Raw genomic sequence first — 24,397 nt, 5'->3', positions numbered from 1 at the left:
CCCGCCTCAGTCTGTGGTCGCCAGCGCCGCTACGGGCGCAGGTTTGGGCCTGTGGAACAGCCGCTCAAGCCACAAGTATATGACCGGAGTGGTAAACAACGTCAGCATCTGGCTGACCAGCAAACCGCCGACCACCGCGATCCCCAGCGGCTGACGCAGTTCGGCGCCGGTGCCGTAACCGAGCATCAGCGGCAGGGCGCCGAGCAGGGCGGCGAGGGTGGTCATGATGATCGGCCGGAACCGCGTGATGCATGCTTCGAAAATCGCATCCTGCGGCGACAGGCCTCGGTGGCGCTGCGCTTCGAGGGCGAAGTCGATCATCAGAATGCCGTTCTTCTTGACGATACCGATCAGCAACACCAGGCCGATCAGCGCCATGATCGAAAAGTCCTGGCCGCAGATCCACAGCATGATCACCGCGCCCAAGCCTGCCGCTGGCAACGTCGAAATGATCGTTAGCGGGTGCACGAAGCTTTCATAAAGCACACCGAGAATGATGTACACCGCCACCAGCGCCGCGAGAATCAGCCACGGCTGACTGGCCAGCGAACTCTGGAACGCCTGCGCCGCGCCCTGGAAATTGCCGCTGATCGCCGTCGGCATGCCGATCTCGGCCTTGGCCTGATTGAGCAGAATCACCGCATCACCCAGCGCAACGCCGGGCGCCAGGTTGAACGACAAGTTGGCGGCCGGGAACATGCCGTCGTGGGCAATCGACAACGGGCCAATGGTCGGCGCATCGAACTTGGCCAGCGCCGACAGCGGCACCATCTCGCCACTCAGCGGCGAACGCAGGTAGAAATAGTTGAGGCTTTCGGCCTTGCCGCGTTGTTTGGTGTCCAGTTCCAGAATCACGTTGTACTGGTTGACCTGGGTCTGGAATTCATTGATCTGCCGTTGCCCGAAGGCGTCGTACAGCGCCTCGTCGACATCGCTGGCGGTCAGGCCGAAACGGGCGGCGGCGCTGCGGTCGATGCTGATGTGAGTGATGCTGCCGCCCAGTTGCAGGTCGTTGGAAATATCGCGGAACGCCGGGTTGCTGCGCAGTTTTTCCGTGAGGCGTTGCGTCCATGTCGCGAGGGTTGCGCCGTCGTTACTCTTCAGCACGTATTGATACTGCGCGCGGCTCGGGCCGGAGCTGAGGTTGATGTCTTGGCCGGCGCGCAGATAGAGGACGATGCCGGGGACTTTCATCAGTTGCGGACGGATGCGGTCGATGAACTGGCTGGCTGAAACATCACGGTCACCGCGTTTTTTCAGGGCGATCCAGAAGCGGCCGTTGGCGATGGTCTGGTTACTGCCGGACACGCCGACCGAGTGGGAAAACGCCTGCACGGCGGGGTCGGCGGCGACGATTTCGGCCATCGCCAAGTGTTTTTTCACCATGTCGCCGTAGGAAATATCCGCTGCAGCTTCGGTGGTGCCGAGGACGAAACCGGTGTCCTGTACCGGGAAGAAACCCTTGGGGATAAAGATGTAACCGCCAATCGCCATCGCCAGCGACAAACCGAACACGCCAATCATCAATTTCTGATGGGCGAGGGCGCGACGCAGGCCTCGTTCGTACCAGCCGAGCAGGCGTTCGCTGAAACCCGGTTTGTCGTGGGCGTGGTGCACCGGTTTGCGCATGAACAGCGCGGCCAGCGTCGGCGCCAAAGTCAGCGATACCACCACGGAAATCATGATGGTCGAGGTCGCGGTCAGGGCGAATTCCTTGAACAGCCGCCCGACCACACCGCCCATGAACAGCAGCGGAATAAACGCCGCCACCAACGAGAAACTGATCGAGACCACGGTGAAGCCAATCTCGCCCGCACCCTTGATCGCCGCTTCGCGCATATCGTCGCCGGCTTCCAGATGGCGGTGGATGTTTTCCACCACCACGATCGCATCGTCGACGACGAAGCCGACCGCGACGACGATCGCCACCAGCGTCAGGTTGTTCAGGCTGAAACCGAGGAGGTACATCAAAGCGAAACTGGCGATCAGCGAAACACCCAGTACCGCCGAGACAATCAGGGTTGCCGACAACTGACGCAGGAACAGCGCCATCACCGCGACCACCAGCAGAATCGCGATCAACAGGGTGATTTCGACTTCATGCAGCGAGGCGCGAATGGTCTGGGTGCGGTCGATCAGGGTTTTTACTTGCACCGAGGCCGGCAGCATGGCTTCGAGGCCGGGCAGGGCGGCTTGAATGCGGTCAACGGTTTCGACGATGTTGGCGCCGGGTTGGCGCGAGATCACCAGGTTTACCCCCGGTTGATCGCCCGCCCACGCTTGCACATAGTCATCTTCCGAACCGTTGATAACGGTAGCGACATCTCTTAGGTGAACCGGGGCGCCGTCCTTGTAGGAAACGATGAGCTGGCGGTATTCCTCGGGCTGGAACAACTGGTCGTTGGTCGACAGCGTGGAGATGCTTGATTCGCCGTACAGCGCCCCTTTGGCGAGGTTGAGGCTGGTCTGCTGAATCGCCAGTCGGATATCGGCGAGGGTCAGGCCGATCGCCGCGAGTTTGTCCGCCGAGGCTTGTACGCGAATCGCCGGACGTTGCTGACCGGTGATGTTGATTTGGCCTACGCCGTCGATCTGACTGATCTGACGCGAGAGCAGGGTTTCCACCAGGTCGCTGAGTTCGGTGCCGGGCATTTGTGTCGAGCTGACGCTGAGGATCAGCACCGGGCTGTCGGCCGGGTTGACCTTCTTCCAGGTCGGCAGGGTCGGCATGTCCTTGGGCAGTTTGCCGGCGGCAGTGTTGATCGCCGCTTGGACTTCCTGGGCGGCGGTGTCGATGCTTTTATCGAGGGTGAATTGCAGAGTCAAAAGGCTGGAGCCGAGCGCACTGCTGGAGGTCATCTGGGTCATGCCGGGGATGGCGCTGAATTGCACCTCCAGCGGCGTGGCCACGGATGAGGCCATGGTGTCGGGGCTGGCGCCGGGCAACTGCGCGGAAACCTGAATCGTAGGAAATTCCGCTTCCGGCAGTGGGGCGATTGGCAAGCGCGGGAAGGCAATCAAACCGACCAGCACCAAAGCGATGGTCAGCAGGATTGTGGCGACCGGGTGATCGATGCACCACGTCGAAACACCTTTATGCGCCTTCATGGCTTCGGCTCCGCCTGCACCACTTGCGGCGGCTCGCTCATGACTTGCACGGTCGAACCGGGTTTAAGCCGCGACTGGCCGTCGGTGACCAGCACGTCACCGGCCTTCACGCCTTTGATGATGTCCTGGCCGCTGCCTTGATAAACCATCTGCACTTGCACGGCTTCGACCTTGTCACCGTTGACCCGATAAACGAAGTGTTGATCGAGGCCACGTTGTACGACGGTGGGCGGGACCACCAGCGCATCTTTGTCGAGGGCTGTCTGAATTTTTACCGTGACCAGCAGGCCAGGCCAGAGCTTCTGGCTGGCGTTGGCGAATTCGGCCTTGGCGCGGATGGTGCCGGTGTTGGCGTTGATCTGGTTGTCGATGAGGGTCAGGTGACCTTCGCCGAGCAGGTTGCCGGTTTCGCCATCGGTGTCGGCGCCGATGTAGGCCTTGACCTGCGCGCGTTGCGGGTCGTTGATCAAGCCTTGCAGGGTCGGCAGCATTTGCTGGGGCAGGGAGAATTCGACGGCGATCGGGTCGATCTGGGTGACGGTGAACAGGCCGGCGGTGTCGGTCATGCGCAGGAAATTGCCTTCGTCGACGGTGCGAATACCGACACGGCCGGTGACCGGGGAGCGGATCTGTGTGTAGGAAAGTTGTACTTGCGCAGCATCAATCGAAGCCTGGTTGCCTTGGGCGGTGGCTTTCAGTTGGTTGACCAGGGCTTGTTGTTGGTCGTAGGTCTGTTTCGAGATGCCGTCGTCGACGGTGAGCAGTTTGTAGCGTTTGAGGTTGACCAGGGCGACTTGCAGTTGCGCCTGGCTTTCGCCCAGTTGGGCGCGGGCCTGGTCGAGGCTGGCGCGAATGGAGCGGTCGTCGATGGTGGCCAGCAGGTCGCCTGCTTTGACGAGTTGGCCTTCCTTGACGAGGATTTTGGTGAGGATGCCGTCGATCTGGGGGCGTACTACGACGCTGTGTAATGAGAGTACGGAGCCGATGCCGCTGGTGTAGCGGGGGACGTCTTTTTCGCTGACCGCTATGACTCGCACCGGGATGGCGGTGGGGGTGGCGAGTTTGGTGGGGGTGGGTTTCATTGCCCACCATGTACCTGCGGCGGCCAGGACGATCACTAGGGCTAGCAGGGCTTTGTTCTTTTGGATTCGCATGCGGGGTGGGCGCCGGACGGATTTTGGGCAGGGTTAGGGTCTTTATAAACTTGTTTTGGGGTCAGGAGGGTGACGGCTAGCTGTCGGCGCTGTCAGTTTTCTCTGGGTGTATATCCGTTTTTGCGGGTGTGGCTGATTACGGTTCCGCCCTTACGGCGGGTCACTTTTTACAAACGCCTAAAAAGTAACCAAAAACGCTTGCTCCTACGTGCGGCCCGCTCGCTGGGGCTCGGGGTTCCTTCGCTGCGGGATCGATCCGGGCGCAGCGCCTACGGTTTGCTTCGCTGCACCTCCTCTCGCTGTGTTTGGCTGCGCCAAACGGTCGCTGCGCTCCCACGCCCGGATCAATCCCTCCACTCAGCCTTCCGACGTCGCCCGTGGATCAAGATCAAGAGCAGGCGAGCTGACACTCGGCCTATTGAGTGGTGAAGAGCGCGGGTGTTCGGCTTTTGATTTGCGTTGTTGCTGCCCCTCACCCCAGCCCTCTCCCGAGGGAGAGGGAGCCGATTTGTGGGCTTTTCAACATCTGAGTTCAGCGCGGAATTGCACGTCGGCGTATCTCTTCCATTCCACGCGGTCAGTTCCCTCTCCCTCCGGGAGAGGGCTAGGGTGAGGGGCTTTTGATCTGTTTCAGAATCTGCGTTCAGCTCGGTATTTCACGTCGGCGTACTTCGTCCAAACACCACGGTCAGTTCCCTCTCCCTCCGGGAGAGGGCTAGGGTGAGGGGCTTTTGATCTGTTTCAGAATCTGCGTTCAGCTCGGTATTTCACGTCGGCGTACTTCGTCCAAACACCACGGTCAGTCCCCTCTCCCTCCGGGAGAGGGTTAGGGTGAGGGGCTTTTGATCTGTTTCAAAACCTGAGTTCAACACGGTATCGCACGTCGGCGTAGCTCTGCCAAACACCACGGTCAGTTCCCTCTCCCTTTGGGAGAGGGCTAGGGTGAGGGTTGGCTTTTGGCTGTTTAAATTTGTGTCAAATAACCAGAACCTTCCCACAAGGTTTTCAGGTTGTCCGTCGGACGTGCGCTCTCTAGTCTTGGGCTGTCGCCGAAAACTCGGCGATCGGGTGTGAGAACCCGGGCTAAGTATTATTCCAATACCAGTACCGTCATAATCGGCGCCAGCTGATTGCTGCCTGCATTTTTATGGCGGCTATGTACGGGCGGACTTCGGTCCGGCCGGAGGTTTTACTGGTCCTTGCCCGGTTTCTCACCCCGTACGTAGCTGCCACCCAATTCGCCGCGTGAGAAACGGTAATTGTTGGCTCCAATCAGTGAGGACTGAGTAAATGACTAAGCCCGTACCCGATCCACCCATCGATCCCACCACCCCACTCGAAGACGCCATCCGCGCCGACGACCAGATCAAAACCCGCGAAGCCATCAAGCGCGCCCTCGATTTCTACCTTTGCCCCGAACCGGTCAAACCGCGTCAGCCCAGTATGATGTTCCTCATTCACCCGAACATCGATACCGAAAGCCTGCTTGCCCACGCCTGCGAATCGCTGGCTTCAGCCAATGTCATGGCCGGTGATCTGGCCGATCGGCTCAGTCGCCCGCAGCGCAGTACGGCGCTGGCGATCCAGCAGATCGTCATGCTCGCCGAGCTCGCGGTAAACCGGGCGCTGGATCGGGTTGATCCGCAGGGTTGAACACCGCGTCATCGTTCATCGCCAGCAGGCTGGCTCCCACAGTTAAAACGCATTCCAATTGTAGGAGTGGGCCTGCTCGCGATGGCGGTATAACGGTCCCAAAAAGGGACCGATCAGTCCCTATTCGGGACCCATTTGCCAACTATGCTTCTCAAGATCCGTCCCAGCACGCGGATAACATGGTGTAGCCCGGGTTCTCTGGGCCGCTCACCCCGGGAGTGTCTTGAAATGCAGCTGAAAACCGCTCTGCCGTATGTGCTTCTCTTGCTTCCACTCACAGCATTCGCCGCGCCGGCCAGTCAATCCGGTGAGATCCGCTTCACCGGGCAAATCGTTGATTCGGGTTGTCAGGTCGGGCCGGTCGGGGCGTTTGTTGCTCGTGAGTCTCGCCAGATTGAAATCAAGCCCGGCGTGAAAGTCGATGTCGACACTGAGCGCAACGCCTGTAGCCATCAGTCGCTGCCGATTTTCATGCGCTATGAAGCGCTGAAGACCTCGGCCGACAAAGGCATCGTCACCATCACCTACCTGTAAACCGTTCGGCGTGCGCTGCAAATCTTCAGGTGCCGAGCCATAGCGCACAGGTATACTGCGCGCCTTCGCGGCTCACTGATCGGGCCCGACTTTTTGCTTTCCGGAGCTTTTATGACTTCCCCGACCCTGCCGCCGGTTGACGACGCTGTGAGCGATGTCTCGGCTGAACTGGCCGATACCAGCGAAACCAAAGCCGATATCCCGGCGTTCAAATTTCCGTTCAAACCGGGCGAGCTGGCTTCTGCCAAAGGCTCGAACCAGCCGTGGTACAAGAACGGCGCCAAGAACGGCCACACCAAGACCCCGGGCATGGCGCCGCCGGGCACCCGTCGTTCGATGGGCAAGCGCTGAGTTTTATTCGCGCTATCCCATGAAGATCAATCTCCCGGTGACCGGTCGCAACGTCGATGTGGCGCTGGATGAGGGGCGGCAGAGTCAGCGCAACTCCGAGGACGTGGCGGGGTTGGCCGGTGATTTAAGGTTGCTGGCGCGGGAGTTCTGGACGCGGCGGCAGATCCGCGATTGAGATTGTCCGGGCCGGCGTCTTCGCGAGCAAGCTCGCTCCCACAGGTTTTTCGGTCGTTCATAAAATTCGTGCACGACACAATCTCTGTGGAAGCGAGCTTGCTCGCGAAGAGGCCCGGATAGGCGCTTAAGAATCTGGATCAAGCCGCGCGCAGCGAGATAAACGCATACGTCTGCGCCGGCTCAGTCACCACCTGTGCCCCGGCCGCCAGCACTTGCCCGGCCACATCATCCCCGGACACATGAAACACCCACTCACTCGGAGTCGTCGTCAGCGGTTGCGCGGTGACCTGATCAATCACCGAAGCAAAAGCACTCATATTCGGCAAGTACGCAGTAAACCCGTCTCCCTTCAGCGCTGTGGTGCGAATCCCGAGCATCGCGCAGATCGCGTCCTTGATGCCGATGTCATCCCGATCGGCCTGGCGCGAGCGCTGAATCAACTCCACCAGTTCCTGATCCACCAACTCACCGCCGGCAATCAACACCGGCCCCTGTTGCCAGGACTCCGGCGGACAATCCTTGGCGGCAGGGTTGAGCGGGATATGCGGATTGATTTCTGCCGGATAAATGCGGCACACCAACGGCCGTCGCTCGTAGATCCGGCACAACTTGTCTTCGTCAAGATTCCGACAGGGGCCGACGTTGTACGCGGCGAAAGTGATCGCCACATGGGCGTCTGCCGCGCCGCTGCGAACGAGCGCTGAGCGCCGTTCGGCATGTTCCCGCTGCTGCGCCGGCAAACCCAGGCCATTACCGAGAAATGCCTCGACCAGCACGATCACCTGACCGCCATCCGCCGCCCACATGCGGGCTTCGGTCAGGGTCAGCGGGACATGGTGATCGGTGCAGCATTTGCCGCAGCCTACGCAGGAAAACGTCGTATTCATTGAGCGATCTGTCTTCAATCAGGGTGTGAAACGGTGGCGGAAAACCACCGCACAGAACTGGATCGAAGCAAGTTATGCGCCATTCACTTGGTTTTAACGGGCGGGCGGATCGAATCCCACTCGCTGACGAAGGCGGTTTTCGACTGTTTGTTGTACAGACACAGTTCGGTGCCTTGCTGACCTTTCATGTGTTTTTGCGGGTATTGGCCTTGCAGCAACACGGCGGTGTAGCCGACGCGGTCATCGAATTGTGCGGGGGTGCCGACCGGTTTGGCGTTTTTCAAGCCGCTGGCCTTGGTGCAACTGGCGAGCACGGTTTTGTCGTAGGCGGCCCAGGCGTCGGGGCTGGAGGCGTGCGCCTGGGAGGCGAGGGCGGTGAGGCAGAGCAGGCTTAAGGTGATGGCTTTCATGGGGAATCCTTGGTCGTGGGTGGCCAAGGTTGGAGTGCGCCTGAGAAGGGAAGTTGCCTGTGCTGGCCCCTTCGCGAGCAGGCTCGCAGTTTGAAATGCATTCCAGGGTGGGAGCGAGCCTGCTCGCGAAGACGGTCGATCAGTCCGGCACCAGCTCGCGGCGGACCACATACATCCCGGCACTTTCATACAAGCGCTGCGCCCGCTGGTTGTCCTCCAGCACTTTCAGATCAACAAACCCTTCCCGGCGCTGCTGAAACACCTTGAATGCATTGAACAGCAACGCCCGGCCTAATCCTCGGCCCTGCATGCGCGGATGCACCACCAGATTCTTGATATACGAGCTGGTCCAGCATTGCGCCACGCCGACCACGCCTTCGCCATCACGGGCAATCAAACACAGGCTCGGATCGTATTCAGGATCGGTTTCGAACTGCTGCTGCCAAACGTCCAGCGCCGGCACCCGGCCGCCGCCTTCGCGGTAGCCGAGTTGCATCAAGTCATGCACGTCCGCCGCCAGTTCGACGGAGTACGTACACAGTTCAATGCCTTGAGGCCAAAGCGCATCCGGCGCATCCGGCGCGTCCTTGCCCAGATCGCGCCGCATCAAAAAACAATACCTCTGGGCCAAGACTCAGTGCCCGTGGGCGGCGACGTGTTTGGCCGCTTCGATCAGGCAGTGGGTCAGTTCTGGAGAGGAGAACTTGGTCAGCACACCGTTCGCCCCGGCCAGGCGCGCTTTTTCGCTGTTCATCGCGCTGTCGAGCGAGGTGTGCAGCAGCACGTACAAATGGGCGAAGTCCGGGGTCTCGCGCAGGGTACGGGTGAAGGCGTAGCCGTCCATCTCGGACATTTCGATGTCGGAGACGATCAGGTTGATCTGCTGCGCCGTGCCTTGCAGGTCGAGCAGGCAGTCGATGGCTTCCTTGGCGCTGCGTGCTGTGTGGCATTGCAGGCCGAGGTTGCGCAGGGTGTGCACCGATTGCTGCAGCGCCACCTGGCTGTCGTCGACCACTAGAATCCGTGCGTTGCCGAGCACTTCGGCGTCTTCCATGGTCAGGTCGGTCGGGGCCATTTCGATCTGCGCCGGGGCGATGCTGTGGATAACCTTTTCGATATCCAGCACCTGCACCAGTGTGCCGTCAACCGAAGTCACGCCGGTGATGTAAGCGCGCGAACCGCCCGAGCCGAAGGGCGGGGGCTTGATGTCGGTGGTCAGGCAGTGGACGATTTTGCTCACCGCTTGTACATGCAGGCCCTGCTTGGAGCGGCTGACGTCGGTGACGATCAGGCAGCCGCCGTTCGGATCTTCCAGCGGGCGTTCGCCGATGGCGCGGCTGAGGTCGATCACCGACAGCGAAGCACCGCGCAGGGTGGCGATGCCTTTCACGTGCGGGTGCGACTCCGGCAGCTTGGTCAGCGGCGGGCAGGGGATGATTTCACTGACTTTCAGCAGGTTGATCGCCATCAGCTTGCCGCTGCGCAAAGTAAACAGCAGAAGCGAAAGTGAGTCTGCGCGGGCTTTGGTGGAGGACATATGAACCTTCTGTGGAAAGGTGGTGGGCGAGGGTGCAAATCGCCAAAAACTATTGATGCCGGGTTATCGGCGTTAAAGGGGTGGGCTTTAGGTTAGTTGTCGGGTGGTCGGCTTGAGTTGATCGCTGTTCTCTCTATCACTGCCCCTCACCCCAGCCCTCTCCCAGAGGTAGAGGGGGCCGACCGAGGTGTCTGGCGTTGTATATCGACCTGAACGACCGAGTCGATTATGGATTCGGTAAAGCAGATTCAGGTCTGCGTGTTTCTTAAGCATCCCCGGGTCGGTCCCCTCTCCCTCCGGGAGAGGGCTAGGGTGAGGGTGTGCTTTTAGCTCTTCATGCCTAGTCGTTTGGCCATACGCCCAAGATTCGCCCGATCCAACCCCAACTCCCGCGCCGCACTCGCCCAGTTATCCTGATTGCGTTCCAGCGCCGCACTGATCAAGCGCCGCTGATACTGCTCGGTCGCACTGCGCAGATCCCCGCTGATCAGCGGTATCTCAGCCACAACTCCGGCAACCGCCTCAACCGAGTTATCCACAACCTCGCGCGGTAAATCCAGATCCGCCGCGCTCAAACTGAGAATCTTCGGCCGCACCTTGCAGTTGCCCAGCGCCTTCAGCGCACTGCGCCCGATCAAGTGTTCCAGCTCTCGCACGTTGCCCGGCCAAGTGTAGGCGAGCAGTGCTTCCTGGGCGTCGCTGTTCAGGCGCAGGCTGTTGAGGCCCATGCGCGAGCGGTTCTGTTCGAGGAAGAAACCACTGAGCAACAACACATCGCGGCCACGATCACGCAGCGCCGGCACGCGCAACGGGTAGACGCTGAGGCGATGGTAGAAGTCGGCACGATAGCGACCGCTGCGCACTTCTTCGGCGAGGTCGCGGTTGGTCGCTGCAATCAGACGCACATCGACCTGATGCTCCTTGTCCGACCCCAAACGCTGCAACTGACCGCTCTGCAAAACGCGCAATAATTTCGCCTGCACGGTCAGCGATAACTCGCCGACCTCATCGAGAAACAGCGTGCCGCCATTGGCCAGTTCGAACTTGCCGCGTCGATCGCTGGTGGCGCCGGTGAAGGAACCGCGCACGTGGCCGAACAGTTCGCTTTCTACCAGCGTGTCGGGCAGGGCGGCGCAGTTGAGGCTGATGATTGGTTTTTCGGCACGGGGCGAGGCGGCGTGAATCGCTTGGGCGACCAGTTCTTTGCCGACGCCGGTTTCCCCGGTAATCAACACCGTCAGATCGCTGCCGCCGACCAGATTGATTTCCTCCACCAGTTTTTTCAGCGCCTTGCTCTGGCCGATCATTTCGCGGTTCTGCTGGCCGCTGGCCTGACGATAAACCTCGGCGCGCTGGTGCTCGTCTTCTGCGCGATTGGCCAGGCGTTGAATGCGTTCGGCGGCGTTGACCGTGGCCGAGGCGAGGCTGGCGAAGGCTTGCAGGGCGTCGAGTTCGATCGGTTCGAAACGCTCGGGGTCGAGAGCGTCGAGGGTGATCAGGCCCCAGAGTTTTTCATCGACAAATAAAGGGCAGCCGAGGCAATCGTGAACCTCCAGATGCTCGTCGAGTCCGTCGACGAGACCGTCATAAGGATCGGGCAAGTCGCTGTCGGCGGCGAAGCGCGTGGGTCCGGCTCCGCTGAGGAGAATTTCGAAACGCGGGTGCTCGCTGACTTTGAAGCGCCGACCGAGGGTGTCCGTACTTAAACCGTCCACGGCCAGCGGCACCAGCGATTCGCCGTCGAGGCGCAACAATGCAGCGGCATCGCAGGGCAGCAGGGCGCGCATGGCTTCGAGCAGGCGTCGATAACGCTCGCCCTCGGGCAGTTCGCGGGACAAATCGGAAACTAAGGGCAGCAGGGCGGTGAGCAGGGATTTGGCGGTCATGGTCTTGTAGTCAAAGAGACAAGATGTAGTCGGGATGACTATAAAGGCCTTTGGGTCGTTATGACTACATAGTTATTAAGTTATTGATTTATTTGAAAAAATAAGTTGGCACGGAATCTGATAACCCTAAGGTAACTTTTCAAAGAAGCTCAGGAGTCAACCTTATGCTTAGCGTTCAGGATCGTGCCATCGTCAAATCCACCGTGCCTCTGCTGGAAAGCGGCGGTGAAGCGCTGATCACTCACTTCTACCGCATGATGCTCTCTGAATACCCTGAGGTCCGGCCGCTGTTCAACCAGGCCCACCAGGCCAGCGGTGACCAGCCGCGCGCCTTGGCCAACGGCGTGTTGATGTACGCGCGGCACATCGATCAGCTCGACCAGTTGGGTGATCTGGTGGCGAAGATCATCAACAAGCACGTTGCCTTGCAGATTCTTCCGGAGCATTACCCGATTGTCGGTGCCTGTCTGCTCCGCGCTATTTCCGAAGTGCTCGGCGAAGAGATTGCCACGCCAGAAGTGATGAGCGCCTGGGGCGCGGCGTACGGTCAACTGGCGGACATTCTGATCGGCGCCGAAACCGCGATCTATGACCAGAAAGAACAAGCCGTCGGCGGCTGGCGCGGGGCGCGTGAATTCATCGTCGCGGCCAGGGTCGAGGAGAGCGCGGAAATCATTTCGTTCTACTTTGAGCCGGCAGACAAAGGCCCGATTCTCGCGGCCGAACCGGGTCAATACATCGGCATGAAGCTGATCCTCGATGGCGAAGAAATCCGCCGCAACTACTCGCTGTCGGCACTGGCGAACAACGGTCAGTACCGCATCAGCGTCAAACGCGAACCGGGTGGTCGTGCCTCCAATCACTTGCACGATCAATTGCAGGTCGGCGCGAGCATCCAGCTGTTCCCGCCATCGGGTGAGTTCACTTTGAACGCGAGCGACAAGCCGTTGGTGTTGATCAGCGGCGGCGTCGGCATCACGCCAACTCTGGCGATGCTTGAAGCCGCGCTGGAAACCGAGCGTCCGGTGCACTTTATCCACTGCGCGCGCAATGGCAGCGTGCATGCGTTCCGCGACTGGATTGATGAACTGGCTGAACGTCATCCGCAACTCAAGCGTTTTTATTGCTACGCCGAGGATGACGGTGTGAGTCCGGCAGCGGACAAGGTCGGGATCCTGGATCAGGCACAGCTTGGCGAGTGGTTGCCGCAGCAGCGTGATGTGGATGCTTACTTCCTTGGGCCGAAGGGTTTCATGGGGGCGATCAAGCGTCATCTGAAGGCGCTGGGTGTGCCGGAGAAACAAAGCCGTTATGAGTTCTTCGGGCCGGCTTCGGCTTTGGAATGATTTAAGACCGAGTCGCCACCTTCGCGAGCAAGCTCGCTCCCACAGGATTTGTGTTTGACGCAAATTCAAAGTGGGAGCGAGCTTGCTCGCGAAGGCCGTTATGCGGTCTGAATTTGTGAAACATGATCCAAGGTTAATGGTTGCTTAACCGCTTTATCGTTTATTCCCCCGGTGTAGACTTGCGACAACCTTCAGCCGCGAGCCGGTTGAACCATGGACATAAAAGGGAAACGCGATGAGCGAGGAAACGATTCGGTTGGGCCGTGAGCGGCGCTTTCTGGTGCTGTTGGGGATCATCTGCCTGGCGCTGATCGGTGGCGCTCTATATATGCAGATCGTGCTCGGCGAAGCGCCGTGCCCGCTGTGCATCTTGCAGCGCTATGCGTTGCTGCTGATCGCGCTGTTCGCGTTCATCGGCGCGGCCATGCGCAGCCGTCGCAGCATCACCGTGTTCGAGGTGCTGGTGGTGATTTGTGCGATTGCCGGGGCCGGTGTGGCCGGGCATCACGTGTACACCCAGTTCTATCCGGCGGTGAGTTGCGGCATCGATGTGCTGCAGCCGATTGTCGATGATCTGCCGCTGGCGAAGATCTTCCCGCTGGGCTTCCAGGTTGACGGTTTCTGCTCGACGCCGTACCCGCCGATCCTTGGCTTGTCGTTGGCACAATGGGCACTGGTGGCGTTCGTGCTGGTGGTGATCCTGGTGCCGCTGCTGACCTCGCGTAACCGAAAAGCACTGCGCTGAGTCAACTAATCGGCTGTCTGGCCGATACAGAAAACGCCTCGATTTGCGGATCAGCCAATCGGGGCGTTTTGCTTTTCACGGTGTTTGTGAAAACACCGTGACGGGTGGCAAGGAAGGGTGTGGCAAGTGTGCGACATGTTGTCACACGCGCCATGTCGCAGGGCCATTGAGTGACGCGGAATCGGCCGTTGTTACAAAAAAGGATTGGTCAGTTTCGGGGTTTTTCGGCTTTAGCACGCGAGTGCCAGAGCAGGCAGTTTTAACAAGCGCGGGTATATGGCCAAAAGCCTTGGGTTATCGGGCTTTGCGCTGTTCCAGCGTTCGGAAATAGCCTTCGGAGCTGTCTGAACTGACGCGGGTACACCTACATTTTTTGGTGTTTTTGTTGAGAATCTATTTCGATAACATGTGGAACTTTTGCAAAAATGGCGATGCATTGTTGCTTGAACGGATAAAAATTATTTCGGGATAAGACATGGTGTATAGGGCGCTACCTATCTACAATCGCCCGCACTGAATTCCCGGCACTGTTCAGCCTTTATTAAGGAACGCTTTTTTATTAAGGCGCTGCGCAGAAAGTCGGGTGTCGAGTGAGTCGAAAGGCTTTCAAGACACCCAGGTGTCGGTGCCTTCCAACTTTCCGCACCAAATGGAATTGGTCTGTAACAAGGCCTTTGACCACGAATTCGAATAAGAACTGACCGCTGTCCCAGGTTTTGTCGAGCGTCTGACGCGCGACGGGCGGCCCTTATTCAATCCAAAGAAAATGCCAACCCTTGGCAGGGTGAAGTGTTGGCGATCAAAACCCAACTGCATTGCGCAAGCTGCTTTAGAGGTCGTGAGATGAGTAAAAACAGGTACCCCAGATTACTAGGCCTAGTGCCGCTGCTCGGCACGTTGTTGCTGGGAGGCTGCAACATGACCTTGCTCAATCCAACGGGCCAGGTTGGCCTGGAACAGCGAAACCTGATCATCACCGCGACCCTGCTGATGCTGTTGGTCGTTGTGCCGGTTATCGTCATGACCTTCCTGTTCGCCTGGAAGTACCGCGCGTCGAACAAGAACGCCGTCTACACCCCGAAATGGTCGCACTCGACCAAAATCGAAGTGGCAGTCTGGACCATCCCGGTCCTGATCATCATTGCCCTGGGTTACATCACCTACATTTCGACCCACGAACTGGACCCGTATCGTCCGATTCAATCCGACGTCAAGCCAGTGACCATCGAAGTCGTTGCGCTGGACTGGAAGTGGCTGTTCATCTACCCGGAACAAGGCATCGCCACGGTCAACAAGATCGTGTTCCCGGCGCACACGCCAATCAACTTCAAGATCACCTCTGACGCTGTGATGAACTCGTTCTTCATCCCGGGTCTGGGCGGCCAGATCTACGCGATGGCGGGCATGCAGACCAAGCTGCACCTGATCGCTGACCGTAACGCTGAAATGGACGGTATCTCCGCCAACTACAGCGGCGCGGGTTTCACCGGTATGAAATTCAAGGCTATCTCCACCACTCAGGAAGATTTCGACGCCTGGGTAAGTGAAGTCAAGAAGTCACCTAAACAGCTTGATCAAGCTGAATACGCGGCCCTTGCCAAACCGAGCCAGAACAACCCAGTCGAGCTCTACTCCTCGGTCACGCCGAACCAGTTCCAGATCATCGTCGACAAGTACGAAGGTATGAAGCCGGGCAAGCCGCTGAAGCACGAGAAGAAAGAGAAAGAAGTGGCGGCCACGGAAATTGACTCGAGTTCGCATTCAGCTGCCGGGGCAGAGGAGTAAACGATGTTTGGTAAATTAAGTTGGGAAGCAGTCCCATTCCACGAGCCGATCGTGATGGTGACCATCGCCATGATCGCCCTCGGTGGTCTGGCGCTGTTCGCTGCAATCACCTACTTCAAGAAGTGGACCTACTTGTGGACCGAGTGGTTGACCTCGGTCGACCACAAGAAAATCGGCGTGATGTACATCATCGTCGCCATGGTCATGCTGCTGCGCGGTTTTGCCGACGCCATCATGATGCGTACCCAGTTGGCCATGGCCACCGAGGGTTCGCCTGGCTACCTGCCACCTGAACACTATGACCAGATCTTCACCGCTCACGGTGTGATCATGATCATCTTCATGGCGATGCCATTCTTCACCGGCCTGATGAACCTTGCAGTGCCGCTGCAGATCGGCGCGCGTGACGTTGCGTTCCCGTTCCTGAACTCCCTGAGCTTCTGGCTGCTGGTATCCGGCGTAGTGCTGATCAACCTGTCCCTGGGCGTCGGCGAATTCGCCAAGACCGGTTGGGTTGCCTATCCACCATTGTCGGGTCTGCAATACAGCCCTGGCGTGGGCATGGACTACTACATCTGGGCGCTACAGCTATCCGGGTTAGGTACGACGCTAACGGGGGTTAACTTCCTCGCGACCGTACTGAAAATGCGTACCCCTGGCATGAAACTGATGGACATGCCGATCTTCACCTGGACCTGCACCTGGGCAAACGTTCTGATCGTGGCTTCGTTCCCGATCCTGACCGCTACCCTGGCACTGCTGACCCTTGACCGTTACATGGATTTCCACATTTTCACCAATGAACTTGGTGGCAATCCAATGATGTACGTCAACCTGTTCTGGGCCTGGGGCCACCCTGAGGTTTACATCCTGATCCTGCCGGCATTCGGCATCTTCTCGGAAGTGATCTCGGCGTTCACCGGCAAGAAACTGTTCGGCCACCACTCGATGATCTACGCCTCGGGCGCGATCTCGGTACTGGGCTTCATGGTTTGGCTGCACCACTTCTTCACCATGGGTTCGGGTGCCAGCGTCAACGCCTTCTTCGGTCTGGCGACGATGCTGATTTCCATCCCTACGGGTGTGAAGCTATTCAACTGGCTGTTCACCATCTACCAGGGCCGTCTGCGCTTCACCAGCCAGGTTCTGTGGACTCTGGGCTTCATGGTGACCTTCGCCATCGGCGGCATGACCGGCGTACTGCTGGCCATCCCGGGTGCTGACTTCGTTCTGCACAACAGCCTGTTCGTGATCGCGCACTTCCATAACGTGATCATCGGCGGTGCGGTATTCGGTTACATCGCAGGTTTCGCGTTCTACTTCCCGAAAGCGTTCGGCTTCAAGCTGCACGAAGGCTGGGGTAAAGCAGCGTTCTGGTTCTGGATCTCGGGCTTCTTCGTCGCGTTCATGCCGCTCTATGCACTGGGCTTCATGGGCATGACCCGTCGTCTGAACGCCACCACCAACCCTGAGTGGGTACCGTACCTGTACGTTGCCATGTTCGGTGCGGTGATGATCGCTGTCGGTATCGCCTGCCAACTGATCCAGCTGTACGTCAGTGTGCGCGACCGCAACAAGCCAGAGAACGTTTGCGATCACGGTGACCCGTGGAATGCACACACTCTGGAATGGTCGACCTCGTCGCCACCTCCGTTCTACAACTTTGCTGTGCTGCCTAAGGCTGACTGCATCGACCCGTTCACTGAGGCCAAGGAAAACGGTACTGCGTACCAGCGTCCGGCCAAGTACGAGCCGATCCACATGCCGAACAACACCGCCACTGGCGTGGTGATGGGCGCACTGTTGACCGTCTTCGGTTTCGCGATGATCTGGCACATCTGGTGGTTGGCGATCGCCAGCCTGGCCGGCACCGTCATCTACTTCGTGATCCACGCTGCACGTGACGACCAGGGCTATATGGTTCCGGTTGAAACGATCGAGCGTATCGAAGCCGAGCAGCACAAGCGTCTGGTCGCGGCAGGGAAAATCCCGGCCGGTGCCACCCGTGTTGAAACCTCGTTGGAACAGGCTTAAACCATGTCGAACTTAGTGACCAATGTTGGACACGCCCATGGTGACCATGGGCACGATGACCATCACCACGACTCGGGCGAGATGACCGTATACGGTTTCTGGCTCTACCTGATGACCGACTGCATTCTGTTTGCGTCGATCTTCGCGGTGTACGCAGTACTGGTAAACAACGTTGCCGGTGGCCCGTCGGGCCACGACATCTTCGAACTGCCATATGTGCTGGGCGAAACCGCTCTGCTGTTGTTCAGTTCGATCACCTACGGCTTCGCCATGCTGGCGTTGTTCAAAGGCAAGAAGCAGCAGGTTCTGGGTTGGTTGTTCATGACCTTCCTGCTGGGCGCAGGCTTTATCGCCATGGAGATCAACGAGTTCCACCTGCTGATCTCCGAGGGCTTCGGTCCTAGCCGTTCGGGCTTCCTGTCCGCGTTCTTCACCCTGGTCGGTACCCACGGTCTGCACGTTTCGGCGGGTCTGATCTGGATGGGCATCATGATGTACCAGGTCAACAAGCACGGCCTGACGGCGACCAACAAGACCCGTCTGAGCTGCCTGAGCCTGTTCTGGCACTTCCTGGACGTGGTGTGGATCTGCGTATTCACCGTTGTTTACCTGATGGGGACTCTGTAATGGCTAATGCACACTCCCATGACAGCCATGATGCTGGCCACGGCAGCGTAAAGTCGTACGCCATTGGCTTCATCCTGTCGGTGATCCTGACCGTAATTCCATTCGGTCTGGTGATGTACCCGAGCCTGCCGAAGGCCACCACGCTGGCAATCGTTCTGCTGTTCGCAGTAATCCAGGTGATTGTTCACCTGTATTACTTCCTGCACCTGGACCGCTCCATTGCTCAGCGTAACAACGTGATCGCGTTTGTCTTTACGGCCATTGTGATCGTGCTGCTGGTTGGCCTGTCGTTGTGGATCATGTTCAGCATCCACACCTACATGATGGCGAAGTGAGGTAAGACCCGATGTCGCTCAAGCACTTTATCCAAATCACCAAACCGGGGATCATTTTCGGTAACGTGCTTTCTGTGGCAGGCGGGTTTTTCCTGGCCTCGAAAGGGCATGTGGATCTGGCGGTGTTTCTGGCTGCCATGATCGGTACATCCCTGGTTGTTGCCTCCGGTTGCGTGTTCAACAACTGCATCGACCGCGACATCGACCTGAAGATGGAACGCACTAAAAACCGGGTGCTGGTGCAGGGCTTGATCTCCCTGAAACTGGCCCTGGTCTACGCGACCATCCTTGGTGTTCTCGGCGTTGCGTTGTTGTACAAGGTGGCCAACCCGTTGGCCGCTTTGTTCGCGGTGATCGGCTTCATCATCTACGTCGGCTTCTACAGCCTGTACCTCAAGCGCAAGTCGGTTCACGGCACGCTGGTGGGCAGTCTGTCGGGCGCCATGCCGCCAGTGATCGGTTACGTTGCCGTAACCAACAGCTTCGACATGGCCGCGCTGACGTTGCTGGTGATGTTCAGCCTGTGGCAGATGCCGCATTCCTACGCCATCGCGATCTTCCGCTTCAACGATTACCTGGCCGCATCGATTCCGGTGTTGCCAGTGAAGCGCGGGATCCAAGTGGCCAAGAAGCACATCCTGCTCTACATCCTGGCGTTCCTCGTAGCGACCTTGATGCTGACCTTCAGCGGTTACGCTGGCATGAGCTATCTCGCGGTGGCTGCGGCCATGGGCATGTACTGGTTGTACATGGCCTGGACCGGCTACAAGGCAGTGGATGACACGGTCTGGGCACGCAAGCTGTTCGTGTTCTCGATCTTCACCATCACTGCGTTGAGCGTCATGATGTCCCTGGACTTCAAGGTGCCTGCAGAGTTGCTGCTGACGTACGCGCCGTAAGGTTCGAGGCTTGAAGAAGAACCCCGCACATTGAGAGATGTGCGGGGTTTTTTGTTGGGTGCTATTCAAGGTTGAGCGTGTCTTTGGGAAACGACTGTCTGCTTATAAAGAGATTTCCTACCTTCAGAAAACTTTTCATTAGTTAGGATCCCAGGGGCTATTTTCTAATGGGGCAGGTTTGGATGAAAAAGCGCGATCTGTTTGCGGAGTTAATGCAGGGCGTCGCAGAGATGGCGGCTCACCGTGAAAATGTGGCGAAGGATGCCTTAGCGGCCGGTTGCTATCACTTCGTGAAACACCTAGATTTGGATCCAACTATGTCGATGGCCTGCCACAAATCGAATCTCCGGCAATCATCTGTCTTAACCTGCGGTTCTTCATGCACTGATCATAAGGCTGGGCGAAATGACTGAGAGGATGACCTGCGACGAGCGTTTTATTGCCCTGGCCCAAGAGCTGAACTACGACATTTATGGTGAGAACACCGCCGGCGGCAATTACGCGCCGCTGATCCGTCATCATGATGAGCTGTACATCAGCGGCATGGTGCCGCGCACTAACGGCAAGATTCAGTACCCGGGGCGTGTCGGCCTGGAGTTGAACCTCAAGGATGCGCAAGCCGCTGCGAGCATCAGTGCGATGCGTTGCCTGGCGCTGATCGTCGATGCCGTCGGTTCGCTGGACAAGATCAAAGCGTTGTTGCGGGTCACTGTTTACGTGAAGTCGACGCCGGACTTCGTTGACCTGAGTGAAGTGGCCAACGGTGCCTCGGACGTGTTCAGTCATGTACTCGGCGATGCCGGCCGGCACACGCGCACCACGGTCGGTGTGTATCAGTTACCGAAGAACGCGGCGATTGAAGTGGACATGATTGTAGCGTTGCACCCTTCGGCTTGAGGTTGGTTTAGCGGCTTGCCCTCACCCTAACCCTCTCCCGGAGGGAGAGGGGACTGACCGAGGTGTCTTGCGCTATACATCGACCTGAGAGATTGAGGCGATTGTGGATTCGGCGCAGCACTTTCATTTCGGTGCATCTCTTGAATATCTCCAGATCGGCTCCCTCTCCCTCGGGAGAGGGCTGGGCGGCGTTCCGATGAGGGGATGGGATTTACGCCATTCCACTAATCCCCGCCGAAAACCAAAAAGCCCCGCACTGAATCTCAGTGCGGGGCTTTTTTCGTACAGCGGCCGCGCTATTACTGCGCGGCGATGCTGTACCCATCAAATGCAGTCTGCTGTTGGAGCGCGGTGATGATGTTCTTGCGGTTTACCGCCTGCTCGGTGCCGGCGTTGTCGAGGAACGTTTCGCTTTCCAGCTCCGCTTCTTCGCCTTCACCGACGAAAGTGAAACCGAGGAACTCCAGCGCTGCACGGTCTACGTTCAGACGCGAGCGTGGCGTGCGCAGCGGCAGGGTCACGCTGATGCCGTCCTTGCTGATGGTGAAGATTTCGACTTCTTTCTTCTTCGCCGCTTTGCTCTTGCCGCCGCTCGGATTGCTGATCGCCTGGTGGGTCTGGTTCAGCACCTTGAGGGCCAGGCCGTACACGATTTCCTGGAACGCCGGATCGTCCTTGAAGCTGGACAGAATGCGGCCGATCGAGAACTTGCTGCTGAGGTCTTCAAGAGCAGCGAGGTCGGCGGCTTCGGCGTCTTTCAGCGCCTTGAGTTCGCCCATCAGCTCGTAGGCCTTGTCGTCATCGAAGCTGTCGTGAGCCTGACGGATCGCCGCGCGCAGCTCGCGGATCTGGTCGCTTTCGCGGGTCGACTGGAACGCGTCCAGGACCATCTCGCTGATGATTTTGGCTTGTGGCAGGTGTTGTGAAAGATTGATGGAGTTTTCGTATTCCGCTTTGGACGATTCGGTGACTACGGATTCAGCGGTGTTGAAATCGGACATTGAAATTTCACTACTTTTTAACTTGAGTGGAGATGAGAAAACCCAAGGGCTTTTTCAGGCCGACTAATTTAGGGGAGCGCGGCGGCGTTGTCACGGAGCAACGGGCCGGCGGTCTCAACTATTTGCCGGGGCTGTTCAAATTCATTGAACGCATCATCCACTGTTCGGCGGTTTGCTGATCCGTCGGTAGTGAGAAGCGGAACGTCGCGCCGCGCTCGCTGACCTCCAGCAATTGAATGTCTCGCCCATGCAATTGCAGGATGCGGTGCACGATACGCAGGCCCAGCCCCCCGTCACGCCGTGCGCCACCGATATTGAACGGGCGCAGGAACAAGCCTTCGCGCAACTCGGGAGCGATACCGGGGCCGGTGTCACTGACCGTCACGTCGACCAAAGTCCCTTGGGGTTTCAGATCGAACTCGATCTCGCCGCCCTGAGGTGTATGCCGTAAAGCATTGTCCACCAGATTGGTCAGCACTCGTTCGATCAACCCGAGGTCGGCGCAGACCGTTGGCAGGTTCGGCACAAAATGGGCCTTGAGTTCGACCTGCCGCGCTTCCGCCGTCAGTTCGAATTTCTGGAAGATGTCCTGCACCAGATCGATAAGCGAAAAACGCTCCAGCACCGGTTGTACAAAGCCGTGTTCCAGTCGCACCAGTTCCAGCAGCGATTGCGCCAGACCGCCGACCTTGCGGCTCTGATCCAGAGCGATGCCGAGATAGCGGCGGCGTTCTTCGGCCGACAGCGTGGCGTCTTTCAATTGCAGGGTTTCCAGATAACCGTGCAGCGAAGCCAGCGGAGTGCGCAAGTCATGGGAAATATTCGCTACCAACTCGCGGCGCTCCTGATCCTGTCGCGTAAGCGAGCGCCATTGTTCGCCGAGGCGATTTTGCATTTGCCGGAACGCTGCATCGAGCAGGGCGATTTCGTCCGGATCGGCGGTTTTATCCACAGGTGTCGTGAGGCGCTGAGGTGACGGCGCCCCGTCAATGTCGAAGCGGCTGACGGTTTCGGTCAATCTGCGCAGTGGCCGGGTGATCAGATTGAATGCTGTCAGGCCGGCGATCAGGCACAACAAAGCGACCAGTCCGATTGAAAGCAATGCGGTGTTGAGTGCGGCGCTGGTGGCGCCTCGCTCGGCATAGCGATCATGAGCTTCGCTCAGCAGGACTACGTACAGATAGCCGGCGGCTTTGCCATTGACCTGCAATGGCGCGGCGCTGAACACCTTGCGCCCATCAACACTGCGCGGGTCATCGCCGAGGATCGGCAACGGCCCGTCATTGAGCAGTTGGCGAATCGGCACCAGATCGATCTGCTGGCGGCGTATCCGCCCTTCGGGCGCAGCACTTCCGACAATCCGCCCCTCGGTGTCGAGCAGATACACCTCGACACTCGGGTTGACCAACATCAACTGGCTGAACAGTTCGCGCACGGCACCGGGCATCAGACCGTTGCTGTCCATCAGCACCGTGTCGTGGGCGATGTGTTGCGCCAGATCTCGTGACAGGCCTTGTACCACTTCCAGCTCATGCATGTGACTTGAGCGCACCTGCAGCCATGCCGATGTGCCGCAGCACACCAACAGCAGCACGGCGAATACCACGGACAGGCGCTGCGTCAGGGTCAGTTTCATGGCTGCTCGGTACCGAATTTATAGCCACGACCCCACACGGTGAGGATGCGAGAGGGCTGGGCCGGGTCTTTTTCGATCTTCGCCCGCAGGCGATTGATGTGGGTGTTGACCGTGTGTTCGTAACCTTCGTGGCTGTAACCCCAGACCGCGTTGAGCAGGTCCATGCGCGAGAAAACCTTGCCCGGTTGGCGGGCGAAGAAATACAACAGGTCGAACTCCCGTGGCGTGAGGTCCATACGCTGAGCGTCGAGGCTGACTTCGCGGGTGATCGGATCGATGGTCAGGCCATCGAGGCTCAAACTGCCGGCGTCCATCTTCAGATTGCGTGCCATGGCATCGACACGACGCAGCAGGGCTTTGACCCGAGCCACCAGTTCGAGCATCGAAAACGGCTTGGCAAGGTAATCGTCGGCGCCCAGTTCCAGACCAAGGATGCGGTGCAATTCGCTGGAGCGGGCGCTGGTGATGATGATCGGTGTGTAACGCGCCATCGCCCGGGCACGGCGGCAGATTTCCAGACCGTCGACCCCCGGCAGCATCAGGTCGAGGATGAGTGCATCCCAGTGACCTTGCTGCAGCAGGCGCATGCCCTCGTCGCCGTCGGCGCTGTGTGTGACCTCGAATTGTTCGTCCCGCAGATGCAGGCAAATCAGGTCGGCGATGTGTTGGTCATCCTCGACCACAAGGATGCGTTTGGTCTGTTCCATGAAGCTCAATCCTTCGGCGCGATAAGCGCATTGTGCGGGTTTTCCTCCGGGCGAGTTATCACGAATTCGTTAACTCCCCGTGAGGATTTGGCGATCAATCCAAGCCTAGGCTGTGTTCCATGAAGGGCATCTGGAATTTTTGGAGACGGCCATGTTTTCACGGCGGCAGATTCTGTTAGCGGGCGGCGGGCTGGGGGTTGCAGCCCTGGTCGCGGGTGTATTGCCAAAATTGTCGACTGCCACGGCAGTGATCAGCGAGGCCCATGCGGACGAGGCGTTCGAAGTGACGCACAGCGACAGTGAATGGCACTCGATCCTGAGCGACGAGCAATACCAGATCCTGCGTGAGGAAGGCACCGAACGGGCCTACACCAGCGCGCTTAACAACGAACACCGCACTGGCACGTTTGCCTGCGCCGGCTGCGATCTGGCGCTGTTTTCATCCTCGACCAAATTCGACAGTCGCACCGGCTGGCCGAGTTTCTGGGCACCACTGGAACACGCGGTGGCGACACGTCAGGACCGCTCGTTCGGCATGTCCCGCGACGAAGTTCACTGTCGCCGCTGCGGTGGTCATCTGGGTCATGTTTTCGATGACGGTCCCAAGCCCACCGGCCTGCGCTACTGCATGAACGGCCTGGCGATGACCTTCCAGGCCGTGGCGGCTTGAGTCATGACCCGCTCGCGA

The 24,397-nt window shown here is 58.7% G+C and carries 23 protein-coding genes; 13 read left to right on the top strand and 10 right to left on the bottom strand.

Going from position 1 to position 24,397, the window contains the following annotated elements; all coding sequences use genetic code 11:
• Positions 1-6: 6 nt before the first annotated feature.
• Positions 7-3,108, bottom strand: a complete 3,102-nt coding sequence (locus AB4O01_RS14805) for a multidrug efflux RND transporter permease subunit (protein ID WP_460088961.1) — start codon at positions 3,106-3,108, stop codon at positions 7-9.
• Positions 3,105-4,262, bottom strand: coding sequence for an efflux RND transporter periplasmic adaptor subunit (locus AB4O01_RS14800; protein WP_460088960.1), 1,158 nt, complete (start codon positions 4,260-4,262; stop codon positions 3,105-3,107). The genes AB4O01_RS14805 and AB4O01_RS14800 overlap by 4 nt, the downstream gene beginning before the upstream one ends.
• A gap of 1,290 nt (positions 4,263-5,552) precedes the next feature.
• Here AB4O01_RS14800 and AB4O01_RS14795 point away from each other — a divergent pair.
• The 4 genes from AB4O01_RS14795 (at position 5,553) to AB4O01_RS14780 (ending at position 6,975) form a co-directional block, all read left to right on the top strand.
• Positions 5,553-5,915: a DUF6124 family protein gene (locus AB4O01_RS14795; protein WP_460088959.1), complete on the top strand. Its 363-nt coding sequence runs from the start codon at positions 5,553-5,555 to the stop codon at positions 5,913-5,915.
• A 228-nt stretch (positions 5,916-6,143) separates the two neighbouring features.
• A complete protein-coding gene (locus AB4O01_RS14790) occupies positions 6,144-6,449 on the top strand; it encodes a type 1 fimbrial protein (RefSeq protein ID WP_460088958.1) in 306 nt (101 codons plus the stop codon).
• A gap of 111 nt (positions 6,450-6,560) precedes the next feature.
• Positions 6,561-6,800, top strand: coding sequence for a hypothetical protein (locus AB4O01_RS14785; RefSeq protein WP_038362870.1), 240 nt, complete (start codon positions 6,561-6,563; stop codon positions 6,798-6,800).
• 19 nt (positions 6,801-6,819) lie between these two features.
• Entirely contained in the window at positions 6,820-6,975 is a 156-nt protein-coding gene (locus AB4O01_RS14780) for a hypothetical protein (RefSeq protein ID WP_186625703.1), read from the top strand.
• Positions 6,976-7,114: 139 nt separating this feature from the next.
• On the opposite strand, the gene AB4O01_RS14775 is transcribed toward AB4O01_RS14780, so the two are convergent.
• The 5 genes from AB4O01_RS14775 to norR all read right to left on the bottom strand — a co-directional run bounded on the left by AB4O01_RS14775 (position 7,115) and on the right by norR (position 11,697).
• Complete coding sequence (locus AB4O01_RS14775; protein ID WP_093430675.1) at positions 7,115-7,864, bottom strand: YkgJ family cysteine cluster protein; 750 nt, start codon at positions 7,862-7,864, stop codon at positions 7,115-7,117.
• A gap of 83 nt (positions 7,865-7,947) precedes the next feature.
• The gene (locus AB4O01_RS14770) at positions 7,948-8,274 is read right to left on the bottom strand and encodes a hypothetical protein (protein WP_414927047.1); all 327 of its coding nucleotides are present in this window, start codon (positions 8,272-8,274) and stop codon (positions 7,948-7,950) included.
• A gap of 139 nt (positions 8,275-8,413) precedes the next feature.
• The gene (locus AB4O01_RS14765) at positions 8,414-8,881 is read right to left on the bottom strand and encodes a GNAT family N-acetyltransferase (RefSeq protein WP_460088957.1); all 468 of its coding nucleotides are present in this window, start codon (positions 8,879-8,881) and stop codon (positions 8,414-8,416) included.
• A 27-nt stretch (positions 8,882-8,908) separates the two neighbouring features.
• The gene (locus AB4O01_RS14760; RefSeq protein WP_008084803.1) at positions 8,909-9,811 is read right to left on the bottom strand and encodes a chemotaxis protein CheV; all 903 of its coding nucleotides are present in this window, start codon (positions 9,809-9,811) and stop codon (positions 8,909-8,911) included.
• 326 nt (positions 9,812-10,137) lie between these two features.
• Positions 10,138-11,697, bottom strand: a complete 1,560-nt coding sequence (gene norR, locus AB4O01_RS14755) for a nitric oxide reductase transcriptional regulator NorR (protein ID WP_460088956.1) — start codon at positions 11,695-11,697, stop codon at positions 10,138-10,140.
• 164 nt (positions 11,698-11,861) lie between these two features.
• On the opposite strand from norR, the gene hmpA reads away from it, so the two are divergent.
• From hmpA to AB4O01_RS14715, 8 genes are all read left to right on the top strand, one after another.
• The gene (gene hmpA, locus AB4O01_RS14750) at positions 11,862-13,043 is read left to right on the top strand and encodes an NO-inducible flavohemoprotein (RefSeq protein ID WP_099757129.1); all 1,182 of its coding nucleotides are present in this window, start codon (positions 11,862-11,864) and stop codon (positions 13,041-13,043) included.
• Between the two features lie 235 nt (positions 13,044-13,278).
• The gene (locus AB4O01_RS14745; RefSeq protein ID WP_034156083.1) at positions 13,279-13,788 is read left to right on the top strand and encodes a disulfide bond formation protein B; all 510 of its coding nucleotides are present in this window, start codon (positions 13,279-13,281) and stop codon (positions 13,786-13,788) included.
• Between the two features lie 843 nt (positions 13,789-14,631).
• Positions 14,632-15,573, top strand: a complete 942-nt coding sequence (gene cyoA, locus AB4O01_RS14740; RefSeq protein WP_007916947.1) for a ubiquinol oxidase subunit II — start codon at positions 14,632-14,634, stop codon at positions 15,571-15,573.
• Positions 15,574-15,576: 3 nt separating this feature from the next.
• Positions 15,577-17,607: a cytochrome o ubiquinol oxidase subunit I gene (gene cyoB / locus AB4O01_RS14735; protein WP_007916945.1), complete on the top strand. Its 2,031-nt coding sequence runs from the start codon at positions 15,577-15,579 to the stop codon at positions 17,605-17,607.
• Positions 17,608-17,610: 3 nt separating this feature from the next.
• Complete coding sequence (gene cyoC, locus AB4O01_RS14730) at positions 17,611-18,234, top strand: cytochrome o ubiquinol oxidase subunit III (protein WP_034156084.1); 624 nt, start codon at positions 17,611-17,613, stop codon at positions 18,232-18,234.
• Positions 18,234-18,569 (top strand): cytochrome o ubiquinol oxidase subunit IV, encoded by a 336-nt coding sequence (gene cyoD / locus AB4O01_RS14725; RefSeq protein ID WP_007916940.1) that lies wholly within the window; start codon positions 18,234-18,236, stop codon positions 18,567-18,569. Before cyoC ends, cyoD begins: the two co-directional genes overlap by 1 nt.
• An 11-nt stretch (positions 18,570-18,580) precedes the next feature.
• Entirely contained in the window at positions 18,581-19,468 is an 888-nt protein-coding gene (gene cyoE / locus AB4O01_RS14720) for a heme o synthase (RefSeq protein ID WP_007916939.1), read from the top strand.
• Between the two features lie 405 nt (positions 19,469-19,873).
• Positions 19,874-20,365: a RidA family protein gene (locus AB4O01_RS14715; protein WP_123420133.1), complete on the top strand. Its 492-nt coding sequence runs from the start codon at positions 19,874-19,876 to the stop codon at positions 20,363-20,365.
• 299 nt (positions 20,366-20,664) lie between these two features.
• Here the strand turns inward: AB4O01_RS14715 and AB4O01_RS14710 are convergent, their stop codons facing one another.
• The 3 genes from AB4O01_RS14710 to AB4O01_RS14700 all read right to left on the bottom strand — a co-directional run bounded on the left by AB4O01_RS14710 (position 20,665) and on the right by AB4O01_RS14700 (position 23,709).
• Entirely contained in the window at positions 20,665-21,366 is a 702-nt protein-coding gene (locus AB4O01_RS14710; RefSeq protein WP_110721302.1) for a hypothetical protein, read from the bottom strand.
• A 118-nt stretch (positions 21,367-21,484) separates the two neighbouring features.
• A complete protein-coding gene (locus AB4O01_RS14705) occupies positions 21,485-23,002 on the bottom strand; it encodes a sensor histidine kinase (RefSeq protein ID WP_320336356.1) in 1,518 nt (505 codons plus the stop codon).
• A complete protein-coding gene (locus tag AB4O01_RS14700; RefSeq protein WP_093430669.1) occupies positions 22,999-23,709 on the bottom strand; it encodes a response regulator transcription factor in 711 nt (236 codons plus the stop codon). The genes AB4O01_RS14705 and AB4O01_RS14700 overlap by 4 nt, the downstream gene beginning before the upstream one ends.
• A 151-nt stretch (positions 23,710-23,860) precedes the next feature.
• On the opposite strand from AB4O01_RS14700, the gene msrB reads away from it, so the two are divergent.
• Positions 23,861-24,379: a peptide-methionine (R)-S-oxide reductase MsrB gene (gene msrB / locus AB4O01_RS14695; RefSeq protein ID WP_186624478.1), complete on the top strand. Its 519-nt coding sequence runs from the start codon at positions 23,861-23,863 to the stop codon at positions 24,377-24,379.
• Positions 24,380-24,397 lie beyond the last annotated feature (18 nt).

The organism is Pseudomonas sp. S2_E02 (assembly GCF_054668355.1).
This window is presented reverse-complemented; position numbering and strand designations above follow the sequence as displayed.

Excerpts from the sequence above, each read along its gene's own strand:
- AB4O01_RS14805 (WP_460088961.1), bottom strand. The coding sequence starts at position 3,108 with ATGAAGGCGCATAAAGGTGTTTCGACGTGGTGCATCGATCACCCGGTC.
- AB4O01_RS14800 (WP_460088960.1), bottom strand. The coding sequence starts at position 4,262 with ATGCGAATCCAAAAGAACAAAGCCCTGCTAGCCCTAGTGATCGTCCTG.
- AB4O01_RS14795 (WP_460088959.1), top strand. The coding sequence starts at position 5,553 with ATGACTAAGCCCGTACCCGATCCACCCATCGATCCCACCACCCCACTC.
- AB4O01_RS14790 (WP_460088958.1), top strand. The coding sequence starts at position 6,144 with ATGCAGCTGAAAACCGCTCTGCCGTATGTGCTTCTCTTGCTTCCACTC.
- AB4O01_RS14785 (WP_038362870.1), top strand. The coding sequence starts at position 6,561 with ATGACTTCCCCGACCCTGCCGCCGGTTGACGACGCTGTGAGCGATGTC.
- AB4O01_RS14780 (WP_186625703.1), top strand. The coding sequence starts at position 6,820 with ATGAAGATCAATCTCCCGGTGACCGGTCGCAACGTCGATGTGGCGCTG.
- AB4O01_RS14775 (WP_093430675.1), bottom strand. The coding sequence starts at position 7,864 with ATGAATACGACGTTTTCCTGCGTAGGCTGCGGCAAATGCTGCACCGAT.
- AB4O01_RS14770 (WP_414927047.1), bottom strand. The coding sequence starts at position 8,274 with ATGAAAGCCATCACCTTAAGCCTGCTCTGCCTCACCGCCCTCGCCTCC.
- AB4O01_RS14765 (WP_460088957.1), bottom strand. The coding sequence starts at position 8,881 with ATGCGGCGCGATCTGGGCAAGGACGCGCCGGATGCGCCGGATGCGCTT.
- AB4O01_RS14760 (WP_008084803.1), bottom strand. The coding sequence starts at position 9,811 with ATGTCCTCCACCAAAGCCCGCGCAGACTCACTTTCGCTTCTGCTGTTT.
- norR (WP_460088956.1), bottom strand. The coding sequence starts at position 11,697 with ATGACCGCCAAATCCCTGCTCACCGCCCTGCTGCCCTTAGTTTCCGAT.
- hmpA (WP_099757129.1), top strand. The coding sequence starts at position 11,862 with ATGCTTAGCGTTCAGGATCGTGCCATCGTCAAATCCACCGTGCCTCTG.
- AB4O01_RS14745 (WP_034156083.1), top strand. The coding sequence starts at position 13,279 with ATGAGCGAGGAAACGATTCGGTTGGGCCGTGAGCGGCGCTTTCTGGTG.
- cyoA (WP_007916947.1), top strand. The coding sequence starts at position 14,632 with ATGAGTAAAAACAGGTACCCCAGATTACTAGGCCTAGTGCCGCTGCTC.
- cyoB (WP_007916945.1), top strand. The coding sequence starts at position 15,577 with ATGTTTGGTAAATTAAGTTGGGAAGCAGTCCCATTCCACGAGCCGATC.
- cyoC (WP_034156084.1), top strand. The coding sequence starts at position 17,611 with ATGTCGAACTTAGTGACCAATGTTGGACACGCCCATGGTGACCATGGG.
- cyoD (WP_007916940.1), top strand. The coding sequence starts at position 18,234 with ATGGCTAATGCACACTCCCATGACAGCCATGATGCTGGCCACGGCAGC.
- cyoE (WP_007916939.1), top strand. The coding sequence starts at position 18,581 with ATGTCGCTCAAGCACTTTATCCAAATCACCAAACCGGGGATCATTTTC.
- AB4O01_RS14715 (WP_123420133.1), top strand. The coding sequence starts at position 19,874 with ATGACTGAGAGGATGACCTGCGACGAGCGTTTTATTGCCCTGGCCCAA.
- AB4O01_RS14710 (WP_110721302.1), bottom strand. The coding sequence starts at position 21,366 with ATGTCCGATTTCAACACCGCTGAATCCGTAGTCACCGAATCGTCCAAA.
- AB4O01_RS14705 (WP_320336356.1), bottom strand. The coding sequence starts at position 23,002 with ATGAAACTGACCCTGACGCAGCGCCTGTCCGTGGTATTCGCCGTGCTG.
- AB4O01_RS14700 (WP_093430669.1), bottom strand. The coding sequence starts at position 23,709 with ATGGAACAGACCAAACGCATCCTTGTGGTCGAGGATGACCAACACATC.
- msrB (WP_186624478.1), top strand. The coding sequence starts at position 23,861 with ATGTTTTCACGGCGGCAGATTCTGTTAGCGGGCGGCGGGCTGGGGGTT.